Source organism: Bradyrhizobium tunisiense (assembly GCF_042263385.1).
In the GTDB taxonomy this organism is placed as follows: domain Bacteria; phylum Pseudomonadota; class Alphaproteobacteria; order Rhizobiales; family Xanthobacteraceae; genus Bradyrhizobium; species Bradyrhizobium tunisiense.
On the sequence record NZ_JBHLEV010000001.1, the window covers coordinates 335,020 to 353,592 of the forward strand.

The window sequence follows — 18,573 nt, forward strand, 5'->3', positions numbered from 1 at the left end:
GTTCGCGACTTCGTCGCGCCCCGGAATGACGGTGGAAACATTGCCCTCCCCGCCTCGCGGAGAGGGAGAAGATCACAGCCCCAGCACCGCCTTGGCGATGATGTTGCGCTGGATCTCGTTGGAGCCGCCGTAGATCGAGACCTTGCGGTTGTTGAAGTAGCTCGGCGCGATCTGGGCAGTCCAGTCCATGGCTTCGTTCGAGCCGTCGTCGCCGTGTACATCGTAAGGCGCGGCGAAGGGGCCGATCACTTCCATGAGCAGCTCGGTGGTGGTCTGCTGGATCTCGGAGCCCTTGATCTTCAGCACCGAGGAGGCCGGATTGGGCTTGCCCTTGCCGTGCTTGCCTTCGTCGGCGACGACGCGAAGCTGCGTCAGCTCGAGTGCCTTCAGCTCGATCTCGCAGGCGGCGAGCTTTTCGCGGAAGGCGGGATCCTGGATGATCGGCTTGCCGCCTGACTCGACCTTGCCGGCGAGATCCCTGATGCGGCGGATGCGCTCCTTGGATACGCCGACGCGGGCGATGCCGGTGCGCTCATTGCCGAGCAGGAATTTGGCGTAATCCCAGCCCTTGTTCTCCTCGCCGATCAGGTTCTCGTAGGGCACCTCGACGTCGTCGAAGAACACCTCGTTGACCTCGACGCCGCCGTCGATGGTTTGGATCGGGCGCACGGTGACGCCCTTCGACTTCATCGAGAACACGATGAAGGAGATGCCCATCTGCTTCTTCGCATTGTTGTCGGTGCGGCACAGACAGAAGATCATGTCGGCGTGCTGGGCCAGCGTGGTCCAGGTCTTCTGGCCGTTGATGATCCACTTGTCGCCCTTGCGCTCGGCCTTGGTCTTGAGCGAGGCGAGGTCGGAGCCGGAGCCGGGCTCGGAGAAGCCCTGGCACCACCAATCGTCGACATTGGCGATACGCGGCAAATACTTCTTCTTCTGCTCCTCGTTGCCGAAGGTGTAGATGACCGGACCGACCATGCTGACGCCGAAGGCGAGCGGCTGCGGCGCCGGATAGGACTGCAGCTCCTCGTTGAAGATGTAATGCTGCACTGAGGTCCAGCCCGTGCCGCCATATTGCGTCGGCCAGTGGCTGACGCCCCAGCCCTTCTTGTTGAGGATGCGCCACCACGTCACCATCTCGTCCTTCGAGAGGTGGCGGCCCTCGACCATCTTGCGCCGCGTATCCGGCGGCACATTGTCGCGGAAGAACTGTCGCACTTCCTCGCGAAACGCCTGTTCTTCTTTCGTGAATGCGAGATCCATCGGATCCTCCTGTGAGCTTTCTTCTATGCGGATTGTGCTGGTTTCTGCCGCTGGCGCAATTCGTGGCGCGACAATTTTCCGACCGGCGTACGCGGCAGGTCGTCGACGAATTCGGCCGCGGCCGGCAATTCATGCTTGCCGAGCTTGCCGGCCAGCTGCGCGCGCAGCTGGTCGAGGGAAAACGGTTTTGCGTCCGGCCGCAGCTTGATGAAGGCCTTTGCGGCTTCGCCGCGATAGGGGTCGGGAATGCCGAGCACGATCACCTCGTGCACGCCCGGGATGGTGTAGATCGCCTGCTCGATCATCTGCGGATAGACGTTGAAGCCGCCGGAGATGATCATGTCCTTCTTGCGATCGACCAGGAAGAAGTAGCCATCGGTGTCGACATAGCCGATGTCGCCGGTGAGGAAGCGGCCATCGACGAAGGCCTCGGCCGACCCCTCCGGCTTGTTCCAATACCCCTTGGTGACGTTGGGGCCCTTGATGCGGATCTCGCCGACTTCGCCGGGTGGCAACACGCGCTTGGGATCGTCGAGCGCGACCACATCGAGCTCGATGCCGGGCAGCATCAGGCCGATCGAGCCCGGCTTGTCGGGACCGGTGGGCGGATGGCCGGTGCCGGGCGAGCAGGTCTCGGTCATGCCCCAGCCGCTGCGCAGCTTCTTGCCGACCTTGCGCTCGAAGAAGTTCGCGATCTCCACCGGCAGCGGCGCGCCGCCGGAGCCGATGCTGGCGAGCGAGGAGAAATCGCGCTTGTCGAGATCAGGCAGCGCGGCGATCGCGATCCACATCGTCGGCACGCCGGGAAAGTACGTCGCGCGTTTGACCTCGATGTCGCGCATGACCGCTTCGACGTCGAAACGCTGATGCAGCGAGATCAGATTGCCGCGGCTGAGTGAGGAGAGCAGCACCACGGTGAGCGCATAGATGTGGAACAGCGGGAGCACGCAGATCACGCGCTCGACCACGTCGCCGCGCGCAGCGCGCGACGGCTTGCCCCAGACGTCGTAGATCGACACGGCGGACGTGAGATTGCCGTGCGTCAGCATCGCGCCCTTGGGCAGGCCGGTGGTGCCGCCGGTATATTGCAGCAGCGCGACGTCGTCGGCCGTCACGTTCGGCCATCGTGCCGGCGCGGTCGCGCCCTCCACAAAAGCCTTGAAGGTGATGATGCGGGGATCATTCGGGATCGCCGCCTGCGGCGTGCCGACTTTGCCCCAATCGTCGTCCTCGCAAACGACGAGGCGGTCGATCAGGCCCTTCTCCAGGAATTTCAGCGCCGTCGGCAGCAGCGTCTGAAGGTTCGAGGTGACGAGCAGACGCGATCCTGAATCGGAAACCTTGTGCGTCAGCGCGATCTCGCCGTCGAGCGGCGACAGATGCGCTATGCGGGCGCCCGCCTTCAGCGCGCCGAAGAAGTTGACGGGGTGATCCGGCGTGTTGCCGAGGAATAGCGCGACGGAGGCGTTCTTGCCGATGCCTTCGCGCAGGAACGCCGCGGCGGCCCGCTCGGCCTGAGCTGCGAGCTCGGTGTAGGTGATGGGACGATCCCGGAATTCGAGCGCGGTGCGCGGGCCGTAGTCGGAAGCTGCGTTCGACAAAAGATCCGGAAGCGTGCCCTCGACGATGGCGTCGTCCCAACGCACGCCATCGGGATAAAATTGTTCGCCGGGATGGGTCATTTTCTGCATCATATTCCGTCGTCATTCCGGGGCGCGACAAAGTCGCGAGCCCGGAATCCATCAGGCCGCACGCTCCGAGGAGAGATGGATTCCGGGCCTGGCCCTTCGGGCCATCCCGGAATGACGTGCGGATAGACTGCGGCCATCACGCCGCCTTCGACGCCGCCGCCAGCGAGGCAAACGTCTTGCCTTCGGCCGCCAGCTTCTTCAGCAGCGGGGCGGGCTCGAGGCTGGGGTCGTCGGTCTCCTTGGCGTAGAAGGCCAGGCGATCGGCGATGTGCTTGAGGCCGACGCTGTCGGCCCAGAACATCGGGCCGCCGCGGTAGATCGGCCAGCCATAGCCGTAGAGCCAGACCACGTCGATGTCGGAGGGGCGCGCGGCGATGCCCTCTTCCAGGATTTTCGCGCCCTCGTTGATCATCGGATACATCATGCGCTCGAGGATCTCCTCGTCGCTGACGACGCGCTTCTTGCGGCCGAGGCGCAGCAGCGTCTCGTCGATCAGCTTCTCGACCTCGGGATCGGGCAGCGCCGAGCGCGAACCTGCCTCGTACTTGTAATAGCCCTTGCCGGTCTTCTGGCCGAAGCGGCCGGCTTCGCACAGCGCATCCGCGATCTCCGACTTGATGCCGCGGTCCTTGCGCGAGCGCCAGCCGATGTCGAGGCCGGCGAGGTCGCCCATCGCGAACGGTCCCATCGGCATGCCGAACTTCGTCACCACGGCATCGACCTGCTGCGGCAGGGCGCCTTCGAACAACAGCTTCTCGGACTGCTTGCCGCGCTGGGCGAGCATGCGGTTGCCGACGAAACCGTCGCAGACGCCGACCACGGCCGGCACTTTTGCAATCTTGCGCGCGATGGTGACCGCCGTCACGAGAGCGTCCGGCGCGGTCTTGTCGGCGCGCACGATCTCGCACAGCTTCATGACATTGGCCGGGGAGAAGAAGTGCATCCCGAGCACGTCCTGCGGACGCTTGGTCGACTTCGCGATCTCGTCGATGTTGAGATACGAGGTGTTGGAGGCCAGCACTGCGCCGGGCTTGACGTATTGGTCGAGCTTGCCGAACACTTCCTTCTTGACCGCCATGGTCTCGAACACCGCTTCGATGACCAGATCGGCATCGCCGACATTCTCGATGCCGACGACACCGTTGATCAGCGCCATGCGCTTGGCGGGCGCGTCAGCCGGGATACCGCCGCGCGCCGCGGTCGCTTCCCAGTTCTTCTGCATGATGCCCATGCCGCGCTTGAGCTGCTCCTCACCGGTCTCGATCAGGGTGACGGGAACGCCAGCATTGGCAAAGGACATCGCGATGCCGCCGCCCATGGTGCCGGCGCCGAGAATGGCGACGCGGTTCACGGGACGCGCCTTGGTGCCTTCAGGGACACCTGCGATCTTGCTGGCTTCGCGCTCGGCGAAGAAGGCATAGCGCTGCGCCTTGGACTGGTCGCTGGCGACGAGCTTCAGGAAGCCCTCGCGCTCCTTCTTCAGACCTTCGTCGAACGGCAGGTCAATGGCGTAGCCCACCGCGTCGGCGGCGGCGAAGGGCGCCTCGAGGCCGCGCGACTTCTTGGTCATCGCAGCAACCGCATTGGTGAAGATCGAACGATCGGCCTTGGCGGCCGCGATCTTGGAATCGTCGTCCCGCAGGCGGCGCAGCGGACGCTTCTCGGCGAGCAGCTTGCGCACGAAGGCCTCGCCGCCCGATGCCGGTCCCTCGACGATTTCCTCGATCAGGCCGTTCTTCAGCGCGTCCGCAGCACCAATGGGATCACCGCCGACGATCATCTTGACCGCGAGCTCGGGACCGACCGCGCGCGGCAGGCGCTGGGTCCCGCCGGCGCCCGGCAGCAGGCCGAGCTTCACCTCCGGCAGGCCGAGCTTGGCTTCCTTGACGGCGACGCGGAAATGACAGGCGAGCGCGACCTCGAGGCCGCCGCCAAGCGCCGTGCCATGGATCGCAGCAACCACCGGCTTCGGTGAGTTCTCGATCTCCGACAGCACATCGTTGAGGGCGGGCGGCTTCGGCGGCTTGCCGAATTCAGTGATGTCGGCCCCCGCAATGAAGGTACGGCCGGCACAGGTCAGCACGATGCCCTTGATGGCGGGATCGGCGATCGCGGCCTTGATGCATTCCAGGATCCCCCCGCGGACTGCGGCACTCAGCGCATTGACCGGAGGGCTATTGACCGTGACGATCCCGACTTCGTCATGACGCTCAAGCTTGACCACTTCGCTCACGGTGTCCCTCCTTGGTGGGGCTATGTACTTTTGTCGATTTCGCGGTGCGGAATTTAATTCCGCATCTTGACGGCAGGGTTATTTTGAAGCACGGACGTTGTCAACGACTCCGCGCAAGAAGCAGATCAGGGATGAAGCGTACAGGAAAGAAGACCGCGACCGATCGGAACTTCGTCGTCGCGCTTTCCCGCGGACTGGACGTATTGCGCGCATTCCAACCCAATGACGGCCTTCTCGGCAATCAGGAGATCGCGGCGCGGACCAACTTGCCGAAGCCGACCGTGTCGCGGCTGACCTATACGCTGACCAAGCTCGGCTATCTGGCGCCGGTTCCCCGCTTCGAGAAGTACCAGCTCACGCCCGCCGCCATGTCGCTCGGCTATGCAGCGCTCGCCAATCTCGGCGTTCGGCATTTGTCCGAACCGTTTCGCGAGGACCTGATGCGCGCGACCGGGGGCGCCGTCGCCGTCGGCGGCCGCGATCGTCACAGCATGATCTATTTCGGGCAGAGTCGCGGCACGGAAACGGTCGGTGTTCAACTTGACGTCGGCTCCCGCGTGCCGATTGCAACCAGCGCGATGGGGCGCGCCTATTTCTGGGCGCTCGACCCCGACGATCGCGCAGAACTCTCGCGTCTGCTGCGCGAGCATTACGGCAGCCGCTGGACCAAGATGCGCGACGGGCTGGAACGTTCCGGGGAGACCGTGGCGAAATACGGCTTTGCGATCTCCGTCGGCGACTGGCACGACGACATCGGCGCCGCCGGCGTCGCGCTCAAGCTCAACGACGGAACTGGTCCTTACGCCTTCAATTGCGGCGCGCCCGCATTCCGCTTCACGGAAGAGCGTTTGATCAAGGACATTGGACCGCGTCTCTTAGCGATGGTAAGGAACATCGAAGCGGCGCTCGGGGGTCTGATGCCGCATTCCAAAAAAGACATCGGCAAAAAGCTGAAATCAGGAGGAAAAGTTGCGCGTGTGGCCGAGGGGATCAGATAGCTTTTGTCATCACTGGGAGCGGTTCGCATCGCCCCTTCGCTCACTCAATGATGTGAGCGAGACGAGATGACGCAGGCACAGCTCGCGCAGGGGACATCGCCCCTGCTCGCGGTTCGCGACGTCAGCGTCGTGTTCGGCGGCATCGTCGCGCTCAACGGCGTGTCCTTCGACATGCACAAGGGCCAGATCCTCGGACTGATCGGCCCCAACGGCGCCGGCAAGACCACGCTCTTCAACTGCCTGTCCCGGCTCTATCAGCCATCGTCCGGCGATATCCTGATGGAAGGCGCGAGCATCCTGACGCGGGCGCCGCACCGGATCGCGGAGATCGGCATCGGCCGCACCTTCCAGAACGTGGCGCTGTTTCCGAACTTGTCGGTGATGGACAACGTCCGCGTCGGCGCGCATTCGAAGACCTCCAGCGACATCATCAGCGACTCCCTGAAGCTTGCCTGGGTCCGGCGCAGCGAGGCCACCGTCAACAAGAAGGTGCATGAGATCCTCGCTTATCTCAACCTCGAGGACGTCGCCCACACCGTCGTCTCCGGCCTGCCCTTCGGCACGCAGAAGCGCGTCGAGCTGGCGCGCGCGCTGGCAGCCGATCCGAAGATCCTGCTGCTCGACGAGCCGGCCGGCGGCCTCAACCATGAGGAAGTCCATGTTCTCGGCGACCTCATTCGCCGCATCCGCGACGAGCGCCACATGACCGTGCTGCTGGTCGAGCACCACATGGGCCTCGTGATGTCGATCGCCGACCACGTGGTCGCGTTGAATTTCGGCAAGAAGCTCGCGGAAGGCACGCCCGCCCAGGTGCAGGCGGACCCGGACGTCATCAAAGCCTATCTCGGGAGCAAGGATCAATGACGCCACTGCTCAACGTCAAGGACCTGCGCGCCTATTACGGCCAGGTTCAGGCGCTTCATGGCCTGTCCTTCTCGCTCAACGAAGGCTCGCTCGTGACGCTGCTGGGTGCCAACGGCGCCGGCAAGACCACCACGCTGCGCGCGATCTGCAACATGGTGCGCTCCACCGGCGGCGTCGAGTTCGAAGGCAAGCCGCTGAACAACCGCTCGACCGAGAGCATCGTGCGGTTCGGCATCGCCCACGTGCCGCAGGGCCGCGGCACCTTCACCAACATGACGGTGGAGGAGAATCTTCAGCTAGGGGCGATCACCCGTAAGGACCGCGCCGGCATCGTCTCCGACATCGAGCGCATGTATGCGCACTTCCCGGTCCTGAAGCAGCGCCACACCCAGCAGGCCGGCACGCTGTCCGGCGGCGAGCAGCAGATGCTCGCGGTCGCGCGCGCGCTGATGCTGCGCCCGCGGCTGATGCTGCTGGACGAGCCGTCCTTCGGCCTCGCGCCGCTGGTGGTGCGCGACCTGTTCGGCATCCTCGGCAAAATCAACCGCGAGGACAAGGTGTCGATCCTGGTGGTCGAGCAGAACGCCCAACTCGCGCTCGAACTCGCCGACCAGGCCTATGTGATCGAGACCGGTCGCATCGTGATGTCCGGCAAGGCCAAGGACATCGCGAACAACGAAGAAATCCGCAAATCCTATCTGGGTTACTGAGGGAGCCGGGACAATGGAGCTGTTCACCAACCAAGTCCTGGCCGGCATCGCCACGGGCGCGATCTACGCCTGCATGGCGCTCGCCGTGGTCATGATCTACCAGGCCATCGACCATCTCAACTTCGCGCAAGGCGAGATGGCGATGTTCTCGACCTTCATCTCCTGGCAGCTGATGCAATGGGGCGTGTCCTACTGGGCCGCCTTCGTGATCACGCTGGCCTTCTCCTTCGTCGCCGGCATCGCGATCGAGCGCATCCTGTTCAAGCCGCTGGCGAAAGCGCCGGTGCTGACCAACGTCGCCGGCTTCATCGCGCTCTTTGCGATCATCAACTCCTCGGCCGGCCTGATCTGGGACTTCACGATCAAGCAGTATCCGACCCCGTTCGGCTCCGCACCGTTCCTCGGCAGTCAGCTGATCTCCACCCACCAAGCTGGCATGATCGGCGTCACGATAGCGCTGCTGCTCGCGCTGTACTTCTTCTTCCAGTACACGCGGATCGGTCTTGCGATGCGCGCCGCCGCCTCGGTGCCTGAGTCGGCCCGCCTCGTCGGCATCAACACCAGCTGGATGATCGCGCTCGGCTGGGGCATGGCAACCGCGATCGGCTCGATCGCCGGCATGCTGATCGCCCCGGTCGTGTTCCTCGAGCCCAACATGATGGGCGGCGTCTTGATCTACGGGTTCGCCGCCGCGGTGCTCGGCGGACTGTCGAGCCCGTTCGGCGCGGTGGTCGGCGGCTTCCTGGTCGGCGTGTTCGAGAACCTCGCCGGCACCTACATCCCCGGCGTCGGCAACGAGCTGAAACTCCCGATCGCGCTTGCGCTGATCATCTCCGTCCTGGTCGTCAAACCCGCTGGCCTGTTCGGCCGGCACATCGTCAAGCGAGTTTGATCATGAGCGCAGCAGAAGAAGTCGTTGGCCAAGGCCACGAGGCGGTCGAGGCGGTTCCGAAGCGGGCCATGACGCTGGGCACCGGCACGTCGCTGGTGGTGCTGGCGGCGCTGTTGGTCGTGCCGTTGTTCGTCAAGAACTTCATCATCTTCCAGATGACGATGCTCCTGATCTACGGGCTCGCCGTGCTGGCGCTGAACATCCTGACCGGCGGAAGCGGCCAGTTCTCGCTCGGCCAGAGCGCGTTCTACGCCGTCGGCGCCTATGTGTCCGCGGTGCTGATGGAGCATGCGAACGTCAACTATGCGCTGACCATTCCGATTTCCGCGGCGATCTGCTTCGGCTTCGGATACCTGTTCGGCAAGCCGGCGTTGCGGTTGTCGGGCATCTATCTCGCGCTCGCGACCTTTGCGCTCGCCACCGCGATGCCGCAGCTGCTCAAGCTGAACTTCCTCGAGCACTGGACCGGCGGCGTGCAGGGCCTCGTCGTCACCAAGCCTGACGCGCCGTTCGGCCTGCCGATGTCGCAGGACATGTGGCTGTATTATTTCACCCTCCTCGTGACGCTCGCGATCTACATCTTCTCGGTGAACCTGCTGCGCTCCCGCTCGGGCCGCGCCTTCATGGCGATCCGCGACAACGAGATCGCGGCCTCCTCGATGGGTGTCAACGTCGCGCTGTACAAGACGCTGGCTTTCGGGGTGTCCGCCGGCATCACCGGCGTTGCCGGCTCGCTCGGCGCCATCGCCGTGCAGTTCGTCGCGCCCGACAGCTACACCATCACGCTGGCGATTTCGCTGTTCCTCGGCATGGTCGTCGGCGGCGTCGGCTGGCTGCCCGGCTCGTTCGTCGGCGCTGCCTTCATCATCTTCGTGCCGAACATGGCGGAGAGCATCTCCAAGGGCCTCTCCGGCGCCGTGTTCGGCGTGCTGCTGTTCCTGGTCATCTACCTCGTGCCGCACGGCGCACGGCAGGTGGCGATCCTGGGCCAACAACTTGCCGGCAAGCTCAAAAGAAACTGAAACTCTCTACAACTGTTGTTTAACGAAGGAGACCCAATTGCTTTCTGGAAGAACACTGCGAGCCGCCGCGCTGGTCACGGCAACGGCGGCCATTGCCCTCACCTCCGGCGCTGCACTCGCTCAGAAGAAATACGACACCGGCGCGTCCGATACCGAGATCAAGATCGGCAACATCATGCCGTACAGCGGTCCGGCGTCGGCTTATGGCATCATCGGCAAGACCGAAGAAGCCTATTTCAAGATGATCAACGACAAGGGCGGCATCAACGGCCGCAAGATCAACTTCGTCACCTATGACGACGGCTATTCGCCGCCCAAGGCCGTCGAGCAGGTCCGCAAGCTGATCGAGAGCGATGAAGTGCTGGCGGTGTTCAACCCGCTCGGCACGCCCTCGAACACGGCGATCCAGAAATACCTCAACTCCAAGAAGATCCCGCAGCTCTTCGTCGCGACCGGCGCCACCAAGTGGAACGACCCGAAGAACTTCCCCTGGACCATCGGCTGGCAGCCGTCCTACCAGAGCGAAGCGCAGATCTACGCGAAATGGCTGATGAAGGAGAAGCCGGACGCCAAGATCGCGATCCTCTACCAGAACGACGATTTCGGCAAAGACTACCTCAAGGGCACCAAGGACGGCCTCGGCGCCAAGGCCTCTTCCATGATCATCATGGAAGAAAGCTACGAAGTGTCCGAGCCGTCGATCGACGGCCACATCGTCAAGATCAAGGCCGCCAATCCCGACGTGCTGCTGATCTACACCACGCCGAAGTTCGCGGCCCAGACCATCAAGAAGACCGCCGAGCTGAGCTGGAAGCCGCTTCAGATCCTCACCAACGTGTCGATCTCGGTCGGCAGCGTGATGAAGCCGGCCGGCTTCGAGAACGCGCAGGGCGTGCTGTCGGCAGCCTATGCCAAGGATTCGACGGATCCGCAGTGGGCCAACGACCCCGGCATGAAGAAGTGGAACGAGTTCGTCGACAAGTATATGCCGGGTGCCGACAAGTCCGACACCAGCATGGTCTACGGCTATGGCGCCGCCTCGACGCTCGCCAAGGTGCTGGAAATGTGCGGCGACGATCTGACCCGCGCCAACATCATGAAGCAGGCGGCGAGCCTGAAGGACTTCGTGCCGGATACCCTGTTGCCGGGCGTCAAGATCAACACCAGCCCGACCGACTTCGCGCCGATCGCCCAGCTCCAGATGATGCGCTTCAAGGGCGAGAAGTGGGAACTGTTCGGCGAGATCATCAGCGGCGACGTCGCTTCCGAGTGACGCGCTGACGCAGCAGACCGAGCCCAGGAAGCCCCCGCGAACCATCGCGGGGGCTTTTTGTTGACGGCAGGCGCCAAACTTGTTCAATGCGGCGATCCAACCCGGGGTAGGAGAACAATGCCCGCCGTTCGTTTTCAGGTTGTAGCCCTGTGGACCGCGCTCGCTTTGTGCACTGCGACGAGCAGCCCGACACTGGCGCAGAAGAAATACGACAGCGGCGCTTCCGATGCCGAGATCAAGATCGGCAACATCATGCCCTATAGCGGCCCGGCCTCGGCCTATGCCGCGATCGGCAAGACGGAGCAGGCCTATTTCAACAAGATCAATGCCGAGGGCGGCATCAACGGACGCAAGATCAAGCTCATCTCCTATGACGACGCCTATTCGCCGCCGAAGACCGTGGAGCAGGCACGCAGGCTGGTCGAGAGCGACGGGGTGCTCCTGATCTTCGGCTCGCTCGGCACGTCCACCAACGGCGCCATCCGCAAATACATGAACGAGAAAAAGGTGCCGCAATTGTTCGTGGCGAGCGGCGCGTCCAAGTGGAACGATCCCAAGCAATATCCCTGGACCATGGGCTGGCAACCGAGCTATGCGAGCGAAGCGCGCATCTACGCCAAGTACATCATGAAGGAAAAGCCCGACGGAAAAATCGGGGTGCTCTACCAGAACGACGATTTCGGCAAGGACTATCTGAAAGGGCTGAAGGACGGTCTCGGCGCCAAGGCCTCGATGATCGTGATGCAGGAGACCTACGATACCTCCGAGCCCGCGATCGACGAACACGTCGTCAAGCTGAAGGCCTCGGGTGCCGACGTGTTCATCAGCATCACGACGCCGAAATTCGCCGCGCAGGCGATCAAGAAGGCGGCCGAGATCAACTGGCATCCGGTCCACATCGTCTCGAACGTCTCGGCCTCGGTCGGCGGCGTGATCGAGCCGGCCGGCCTCGAGATCTCCCAGGGCATCCTGTCGGCAAGCTACCTCAAGGACGGCTCCGATCCGCAGTGGAACGCCGACGACGGCATGAAGAAGTTCTATAACTTCCTCGCGCAATACGATCCCAAGGCCAACAAGCTCGAGGCCGGCGTGGTGTTCGGCTATGCCGCAGCTCAAACCATGGTGAAGGTGCTGCAGATGTGCGGCGACGATCTCACCCGCGAGAACGTCATGAAGCAGGCCGCCTCCTTAAAGGATTTCGAACCCGACACGCTGCTGCCCGGCATCAAGATCAACACCGCGCCGGACAATTTTGCCCCGATCGAGCAGCTCCAGATGATGCGTTTCAAGGGCCGGAAGTGGGAGCTGTTCGGCGACATCATATCGAGCGAGATCGGCCATTGAAGCCGCACACGACGCAATTATAAATTGCGTATGTTCCAGAAGGCAATTTTGGCGTAGCTGAGTGATGGCGCGCTTCATCTCGCGCGCCGGAATATTCCGCATCCCCTCGCAGAAGAAGACCTGGTGCGACGGCGCGTTCTCCTTGCTGGGCACCTGAGAAGGGTATTCAATGCGTGCTGGAGCGACGCGCAATGATCGCTCACGACAAGAACAATCGACACATTCAAACCGACCTAGGGAGATCAAGATGCCTGCAATGCATGTGCGATTGGGGGCCTTCTCGGCTGCCCTCGTGCTGGCTGCCACCCTGTCCACAACAGCGTCCGCGCAGAAGAAATACGACACCGGCGCATCCGACAGCGAGATCAAGATCGGCAATATCATGCCCTACAGCGGACCAGCCTCCGCCTACGGCGTGATCGGCAAGACCGAGGAGGCGTATTTCCGCAAGATCAATGCAGAAGGCGGCATCAACGGCCGCAAGATCAACTTCGTGACCTATGACGACGCCTATTCGCCGCCGAAGACCGTGGAGCAGGCGCGCAAGCTCATCGAGAGCGACGAGGTGCTGCTCATCTTCAACTCGCTTGGCACACCGCCGAACACCGCGATCCAGAAATACATGAACCAGAAGAAGGTGCCGCAGCTGTTCGTCGCCACCGGCGCCACCAAATGGGACGATCCCAAGGAGTTTCCGTGGACCATCGGCTGGCAGCCGAACTACCAGACTGAGGCCCGCATCTATGCAAAGTACATTCTGAAGGAAAGGCCGGACGCCAGGATAGCCATCCTCTACCAGAATGACGACTACGGCAAAGATTACGTCAAAGGCCTGAAGGACGGCCTGGGCGCCAAGGCGGCGTCGATGATCGTGGCCGAGGAAAGCTACGAGGTGGCGCAGCCGACCATCGACTCCAGCATCGTCAAGCTCAAGTCAACGGATGCCGACGTCTTCTTCGACGTCACCACGCCGAAATTTGCTGCTCAGACGATCAAGAAGATGCATGAGATCGGCTGGAAGCCGATGCATTTCCTCAACAACGTCTCGGTTTCCATCGGCAGCGTCATGAAGCCGGCCGGCTTCGAAGCCTCGCAAGGCATCATCTCCTCGAACTACTACAAGGATCCGACCGACACGCAATGGAAGAACGATCCGGCGATGAAGGCCTGGAATGAGTTCCTCGACAAGTACTATCCGGATGCCAACCGCACGGATTCGGCTGTGATGTACGGATACATCGTAGCCCAGGGTCTTGCGCATGTATTGAAGGCGTGCGGCGACGATCTGACGCGAGCCAACGTCATGAAGCAGGCAGCCGCCCTCCGGGACTTCGAACCCGGAGGCCTGCTGCCGGGCATCAAGGTTAACACCAGCCCCACCGACTTCGCGCCGCTGTCCCAAGTGCAACTCATGCGCTTCAAGGGCGAAAGCTGGGAGCTGTTCGGGGACGTCCTCAGTAGCGAGGTAGGCGGCTAAGGGCGCGGCCCTGCCCAATGACTACTAAAGAAGCAGCCCCTGCGGCGTCGTCGCAGGGGCTTTTTCTTGAAGGCGGCAACCAAATCGTATTGAATTGCGGCAGCGTCGCCAAAAACAATCAAGCCAAGAAAAGGGACGCCCACATCAAGAAAATAGGGAGAATGGAATGCCTGCTGTCACCGGCAAATTTGCCGCCGCGTCACTGGCGCTTGCGCTCATTGCGGCCTCGACCTCCACTGCATCGGCCCAGAAGAAATACGATACCGGCGCGACCGATACCGAAATCAAGATCGGCAACATCATGCCCTACAGCGGACCGGCCTCCGCCTACGGCATCATCGGCCGGACCGAAGCCGCCTATTTCAAGAAGATCAACGACGAGGGCGGAATCAACGGCCGCAAGATCAATTTCGTCTCTTACGACGACGCCTATTCGCCGCCCAAGACGGTGGAGCAGGCGCGCAAGCTGGTCGAGAGCGACGAGGTGCTGCTCGTCTTCAACTCGCTCGGCACCCCGCCGAACTCGGCGATCCAGAAGTACATGAACTCGAAGAAGGTGCCGCAGCTGTTCGTCGCAACCGGCGCCACCAAGTGGAACGATCCGCAGAACTTCCCCTGGACGATGGGCTGGCAGCCCAACTACCAGAGCGAGACGCAGATCTATGCAAAGTACATCCTGAAGGCCATGCCCAACGCCAAGATCGGCGTCCTGTACCAGAACGACGATTACGGCAAGGACTACCTGAAGGGCCTGAAGGACGGCCTCGGCGCCAAGGCCGCAAGCATGATCGTGCTGGAGGAAAGCTACGAGACGTCGGAGCCAACCATCGACAATCACATCGTCAAGCTGAAGGCGACCGGCGCCGACGTCTTCATCAACATCACCACGCCGAAGTTCGCGGCGCAGGCGATCAAGAAGATCTCCGAGATCGGCTGGAAGCCGACGCACTTCCTCAACAACGTCTCGGCCTCGGTCGGCAGCGTGATCAAGCCCGCGGGCTTCGAGAACTCGCAGGACATCATCTCGGCCGCGTATCTGAAGGACGTCTCCGATCCGCAGTGGAAGGACGACGCCGGCATGAAGGGCTTCCTGGACTTCATGGCGAAGTACTTCCCGGAAGGCGACAAGCTCGACGGCGGCACCATCGTCGGCTACGGCGTGGCACAGACGCTGGTCGAAGTGCTGAAGAAGTGCGGCGACAATCTCACGCGCGAGAACGTCATGAAACAGGCGGCCAGTCTGAAGGACTTCCGTACCGAAGTGCTGCTGCCCGGCATCAAGATCAACACCGGCGCGAACGACTTCGCACCGATCAGCTCGCTCCAGCTCATGAAGTTCAAGGGCGACAAGTGGGATCTGTTCGGCGACGTGATCAGCGCCGACGCCGGCGGCTAGTCGCTGGAAGACGTGGACGGCAGGCTCCCTGCGATGCTCTCGCAGGGAGCTTTTGTTTGCCCGCCGATTGCGATCACGCGATTGCACAATCGAATGATGGCCAAGGCCGCTTACGCTTTGGCGCCTGATGGGGTAGGCATGTGACCGGGGGCGCTTGCCGCCGATCCCTCCTGTTCGCCCAAGGCTTTTCGTCATGACCGACCGACGTCCCCTGCTCCGCGCGCTCTACGATGCCGCCGTTGCCGCCGCCCATCCCAACGTCGTGCTGGCACCGCATCTGCGCCCCGCGCCGAGGGGACGCGTGATCTGCCTTGCCGCCGGCAAGGGCGCGGGCGCGATGGCCGCGGCGGCGGAGCGGCATTATCTCGACACCCTGGGACTGGCGCCGGAGCGGCTGGTCGGCATCGCCACCACGCGCCACGGTTACGGCGTGCCGACGCGCCGCATCCGCGTGGTCGAGGCCGGCCATCCCGTGCCCGACGAGGCCGGCCTGAAGGGCGCGGCCGACACGCTCGCGCTGGCCGGCGAGGCCGGCCCTGACGATCTGCTCCTGGTGCTGCTCACCGGCGGCGGCTCGGCGAACTGGATCGCGCCGGTGGAGGGTATCAGCTTCGCGCAGAAGCAGGCGGTCAACAAGGCGCTGCTGCGCTCGGGCGCGCCGATCGGCGAGATGAACGTCGTGCGCAAGCATCTGTCGCGGATCAAGGGCGGCCGTCTCGCGCGCGCCGGCAGGAATGCCGCCGAGATCGTGACGCTCGCGATCTCCGACGTGCCGCATGACGATCCCTCCGCGATCGCCTCCGGCCCCACGGTGGCGGATCCGACCACCCTGGCCGATGCGCGCGCGATCGTGGCAAAGTACAGGCTCGACATCGACGATGCCGTTCGCCGCGCGCTCGACGATCCCGCCAACGAGAGCTGCAAGCCTGACGATGCGGCCTTTGCCCGGGCCCATTTCGAGCTGATCGCGCGGCCCAAGCAGTCGTTCGACGCCGCGGTGAAGCTCGCGCGCGAGGCCGGTTACGAGACCATCGGTCTCGGCGCCGATCTCGAAGGCGAGGCCCGCGAGGTCGCGGCCGATCATGCGAAGCTCGCGCTTCAGGCACGCGCGCAAGGCAAGCGCGTCGCGATCCTCTCCGGCGGCGAGCTCACGGTTACCGTGCGCGGCCAGGGGCGCGGCGGACCGAACCAGGAATACGCGCTGGCGCTCGCCAGCCTGCTGAAGGACACGCCGGATATCTCGGCGCTGGCCGCCGATACCGACGGTGCCGATGGCGGCGCCGGCAACCCCACCGATCCCGCCGGCGCGCTGATCGACGCGGCGACGTTCGCGAAGATGAAGGCGCAGGGACTTCAGCCACAGGCCTACCTCGACAACAACGACGCCACCACGTTCTTCGAGGCGACGGGGGATCTGCTGCTGCCCGGCCCGACGCTGACCAACGTGAACGACATAAGGGTGATCCTGGTGGATTGAGGCCGCCAGCCCCAACGACGGGGTCATTCCCCGCGCAGGCGGGGAATCCAGTACGCCGCAGCCTCTCGATGAACCACAACCGTCTCGGAGTACTGGATCGCTCGATCATGTCGGGCGATGACAGCGGAGAATGTGGGTTGGGCTCGTCACAAGCCAGCTTGGGCTCGACGGCCGCCCCTCAAAACTCGTTCGCGATCTTCGAGAGCATCGCGATGAGCGCCTCGCGGTTGCTCTGCCCGAGCAAGTCGTTCAGCCGGGCCTCGTGCTTGGTGGCGACGAGCTTCTTGGCGCGGGAAAGCACGGCCTTGCCCTTGTCGGTCAGCACCAGGATGTGTGAGCGGCGGTCGTTGGTGGAGCGGATCCGGGCGCAAAGATCGCGGCTCTCGAGATTGTCGAGCATCGCCACGAAGTTCGGCCTGAGGATGCCGAGGGTCGAGGCGATCTCGGTCTGGTTACGGCCGGGATTCTTCTCGACCAGCAGCAGCACGGAGAATTGCGCCGGCGTCAGCTGGAGCGAGGCCATGCAGCGCAGGAAGTTCTCGAACACCTTGAGCTGCGCCCGCTTCAGCACATAGCCGAGCTGCTCCGAGAGCTCGCCGAGCTGGAGGGCTTCGGCGGACCCCTGACCCTGCGCCTCGGCCACGTCCTTGCGGCCCTTGGCCGTATCGGCAGGCTTTTCAGAGGACTTTTCAGCAGCTTTGGAAACGGTCATCGCCTCGTGCTCGTAATCCCGCTAAATTCGGGACGGGTCATCCACCCCGCCCTTGATGTTATATTTGATAATTGTTATGGACCATATCAAATATCGCATGCGTTTTTCAATGGCTGTGAGCGTACCGTCCACCGCAATCCAGGGGACCGGTCCGTAATCTTTAGGGGGAGCGTCCGGTCTTGAATACCACCATCATGCTGTTCCTGGTGCAGGATGGCATCACCAATGGCGCGATCTACGCGCTGCTCGGCCTCGCGCTGGTGCTGGTGTTCGCCGTCACCCGGGTGATCCTCATTCCCCAGGGCGAGTTCGTCACCTACGGTGCGCTGACCTATGCCTCGCTGGCGGCAGGCCAGATGCCGGGCACGGCCAAGCTCGCGCTTGCGCTGGGCATCGGCGCCTTCGCGTTCGACCTGTTCGTGGCACGCAAGGCGCTGCATGGGCGGCTGATCGTGCGCAGCTTCGTCACCAACGTCGTGCTGCCGGCCATCGTGCTGGCGCTGACCGTGTATTTCGCCGCCCAGAAGCCGCCGGTCGCGATTTGCATCGCACTGTCGCTGGTGATCGTGGCGATGATCGGCCTCTATCTCTACCGCGTCGCGTTCCAGCCGCTGGCCCACACCTCCGTGCTGGTGCTGCTGATCGCCTCGGTGGGCGTCCATCTCGCGCTGCAGGGACTTGGCCTGCTTTTCTTCGGCGCCGAAGGCCAGCGCGGGCCGGCGGTGCTGTCCGGCGCCTTCACCGCCGGCGCATTGCGCTTCACCGGCCAGAGCCTCACCGTCTACGGCATCACCATCGCCTTCATCATCGGGCTCTGGCTGTTCTTCGGCCTGACGCTCTACGGCAAGGCGCTGCGCGCGACCGCCGTGAACCGGCTGGGGGCGCGGCTCGCGGGCATCCGCACCACGCTATCGGGGCAGATCGCCTTCCTGCTGGCATCCGTCATCGGCGCGCTGTCGGGCATCCTGATCGTGCCGATCACGACGCTCTACTATGACAGCGGCTTCCTGATCGGCCTGAAGGGTTTCGTCGCCGCGATCATCGGCGGCCTCGTCAGCTATCCCCTCACCGCCGCCGCGGCGCTGGTCGTCGGCCTCGTCGAGGCGTTCTCGTCCTTCTATGCCTCCAACTACAAGGAGGTGATCGTTTTCATGCTGCTGATCCCCGTGCTGCTGCTGCGCTCGCTCGCCGCGCCGGCGGTCGAGGAAGAGAAGGACTGAC

General features: G+C 63.4%; 15 protein-coding genes. 11 read left to right on the top strand and 4 right to left on the bottom strand.

Going from position 1 to position 18,573, the window contains the following annotated elements; translation table 11 throughout:
- Nucleotides 1-72: 72 nt before the first annotated feature.
- The 3 genes from pimC to ACFDR6_RS01600 all read right to left on the bottom strand — a co-directional run bounded on the left by pimC (nucleotide 73) and on the right by ACFDR6_RS01600 (nucleotide 5,187).
- On the bottom strand, nucleotides 73-1,263 hold the full coding sequence (gene pimC, locus ACFDR6_RS01590) for a pimeloyl-CoA dehydrogenase large subunit (protein ID WP_317241199.1): 1,191 nt from the start codon (nucleotides 1,261-1,263) through the stop codon (nucleotides 73-75).
- 23 nt (nucleotides 1,264-1,286) lie between these two features.
- Entirely contained in the window at nucleotides 1,287-2,945 is a 1,659-nt protein-coding gene (gene pimA / locus ACFDR6_RS01595; protein ID WP_375857147.1) for a dicarboxylate--CoA ligase PimA, read from the bottom strand.
- Nucleotides 2,946-3,090: 145 nt separating this feature from the next.
- Entirely contained in the window at nucleotides 3,091-5,187 is a 2,097-nt protein-coding gene (locus tag ACFDR6_RS01600) for a 3-hydroxyacyl-CoA dehydrogenase NAD-binding domain-containing protein (RefSeq protein WP_375857148.1), read from the bottom strand.
- A gap of 131 nt (nucleotides 5,188-5,318) precedes the next feature.
- Between ACFDR6_RS01600 and ACFDR6_RS01605 the strand changes: the two genes are divergently transcribed.
- From ACFDR6_RS01605 to ACFDR6_RS01650, 10 genes are all read left to right on the top strand, one after another.
- Nucleotides 5,319-6,185, top strand: coding sequence for an IclR family transcriptional regulator (locus tag ACFDR6_RS01605; RefSeq protein WP_212087797.1), 867 nt, complete (start codon nucleotides 5,319-5,321; stop codon nucleotides 6,183-6,185).
- A gap of 66 nt (nucleotides 6,186-6,251) precedes the next feature.
- Complete coding sequence (locus ACFDR6_RS01610; protein ID WP_212087795.1) at nucleotides 6,252-7,049, top strand: ABC transporter ATP-binding protein; 798 nt, start codon at nucleotides 6,252-6,254, stop codon at nucleotides 7,047-7,049.
- A complete protein-coding gene (locus ACFDR6_RS01615) occupies nucleotides 7,046-7,759 on the top strand; it encodes an ABC transporter ATP-binding protein (RefSeq protein ID WP_035997952.1) in 714 nt (237 codons plus the stop codon). The genes ACFDR6_RS01610 and ACFDR6_RS01615 overlap by 4 nt, the downstream gene beginning before the upstream one ends.
- Before the next feature lie 13 nt (nucleotides 7,760-7,772).
- On the top strand, nucleotides 7,773-8,651 hold the full coding sequence (locus ACFDR6_RS01620) for a branched-chain amino acid ABC transporter permease (RefSeq protein WP_212087793.1): 879 nt from the start codon (nucleotides 7,773-7,775) through the stop codon (nucleotides 8,649-8,651).
- Nucleotides 8,652-8,653: 2 nt separating this feature from the next.
- Nucleotides 8,654-9,673: a branched-chain amino acid ABC transporter permease gene (locus tag ACFDR6_RS01625; RefSeq protein ID WP_212087791.1), complete on the top strand. Its 1,020-nt coding sequence runs from the start codon at nucleotides 8,654-8,656 to the stop codon at nucleotides 9,671-9,673.
- A gap of 37 nt (nucleotides 9,674-9,710) precedes the next feature.
- Entirely contained in the window at nucleotides 9,711-10,946 is a 1,236-nt protein-coding gene (locus ACFDR6_RS01630; RefSeq protein ID WP_212087789.1) for an ABC transporter substrate-binding protein, read from the top strand.
- A gap of 117 nt (nucleotides 10,947-11,063) precedes the next feature.
- Complete coding sequence (locus ACFDR6_RS01635; protein WP_317241201.1) at nucleotides 11,064-12,290, top strand: ABC transporter substrate-binding protein; 1,227 nt, start codon at nucleotides 11,064-11,066, stop codon at nucleotides 12,288-12,290.
- Nucleotides 12,291-12,537: 247 nt separating this feature from the next.
- Nucleotides 12,538-13,767 (top strand): ABC transporter substrate-binding protein, encoded by a 1,230-nt coding sequence (locus ACFDR6_RS01640; protein WP_375857149.1) that lies wholly within the window; start codon nucleotides 12,538-12,540, stop codon nucleotides 13,765-13,767.
- A gap of 166 nt (nucleotides 13,768-13,933) precedes the next feature.
- Nucleotides 13,934-15,163 (top strand): ABC transporter substrate-binding protein, encoded by a 1,230-nt coding sequence (locus ACFDR6_RS01645; RefSeq protein WP_212087783.1) that lies wholly within the window; start codon nucleotides 13,934-13,936, stop codon nucleotides 15,161-15,163.
- Nucleotides 15,164-15,356: 193 nt separating this feature from the next.
- A complete protein-coding gene (locus tag ACFDR6_RS01650) occupies nucleotides 15,357-16,640 on the top strand; it encodes a glycerate kinase type-2 family protein (RefSeq protein ID WP_375857150.1) in 1,284 nt (427 codons plus the stop codon).
- Between the two features lie 178 nt (nucleotides 16,641-16,818).
- Here ACFDR6_RS01650 and ACFDR6_RS01655 read toward each other — a convergent pair whose 3' ends face one another.
- Complete coding sequence (locus tag ACFDR6_RS01655; protein ID WP_212087778.1) at nucleotides 16,819-17,352, bottom strand: MarR family winged helix-turn-helix transcriptional regulator; 534 nt, start codon at nucleotides 17,350-17,352, stop codon at nucleotides 16,819-16,821.
- Nucleotides 17,353-17,531: 179 nt separating this feature from the next.
- Here ACFDR6_RS01655 and ACFDR6_RS01660 point away from each other — a divergent pair, with 179 nt between their 5' ends.
- Nucleotides 17,532-18,572, top strand: coding sequence for a branched-chain amino acid ABC transporter permease (locus ACFDR6_RS01660; RefSeq protein ID WP_212087776.1), 1,041 nt, complete (start codon nucleotides 17,532-17,534; stop codon nucleotides 18,570-18,572).
- Nucleotide 18,573 lies beyond the last annotated feature (1 nt).

Bases quoted from the DNA above. Each gene is read 5' to 3' on its own strand.
- ACFDR6_RS01620 (WP_212087793.1), top strand. From the start codon at position 7,773: ATGGAGCTGTTCACCAACCAAGTCCTGGCCGGCATCGCCACGGGCGCG.
- ACFDR6_RS01635 (WP_317241201.1), top strand. From the start codon at position 11,064: ATGCCCGCCGTTCGTTTTCAGGTTGTAGCCCTGTGGACCGCGCTCGCT.
- ACFDR6_RS01605 (WP_212087797.1), top strand. From the start codon at position 5,319: ATGAAGCGTACAGGAAAGAAGACCGCGACCGATCGGAACTTCGTCGTC.
- ACFDR6_RS01650 (WP_375857150.1), top strand. From the start codon at position 15,357: ATGACCGACCGACGTCCCCTGCTCCGCGCGCTCTACGATGCCGCCGTT.
- ACFDR6_RS01655 (WP_212087778.1), bottom strand. From the start codon at position 17,352: ATGACCGTTTCCAAAGCTGCTGAAAAGTCCTCTGAAAAGCCTGCCGAT.
- ACFDR6_RS01610 (WP_212087795.1), top strand. From the start codon at position 6,252: ATGACGCAGGCACAGCTCGCGCAGGGGACATCGCCCCTGCTCGCGGTT.
- ACFDR6_RS01615 (WP_035997952.1), top strand. From the start codon at position 7,046: ATGACGCCACTGCTCAACGTCAAGGACCTGCGCGCCTATTACGGCCAG.
- ACFDR6_RS01640 (WP_375857149.1), top strand. From the start codon at position 12,538: ATGCCTGCAATGCATGTGCGATTGGGGGCCTTCTCGGCTGCCCTCGTG.
- pimA (WP_375857147.1), bottom strand. From the start codon at position 2,945: ATGACCCATCCCGGCGAACAATTTTATCCCGATGGCGTGCGTTGGGAC.
- ACFDR6_RS01625 (WP_212087791.1), top strand. From the start codon at position 8,654: ATGAGCGCAGCAGAAGAAGTCGTTGGCCAAGGCCACGAGGCGGTCGAG.
- ACFDR6_RS01645 (WP_212087783.1), top strand. From the start codon at position 13,934: ATGCCTGCTGTCACCGGCAAATTTGCCGCCGCGTCACTGGCGCTTGCG.
- pimC (WP_317241199.1), bottom strand. From the start codon at position 1,263: ATGGATCTCGCATTCACGAAAGAAGAACAGGCGTTTCGCGAGGAAGTG.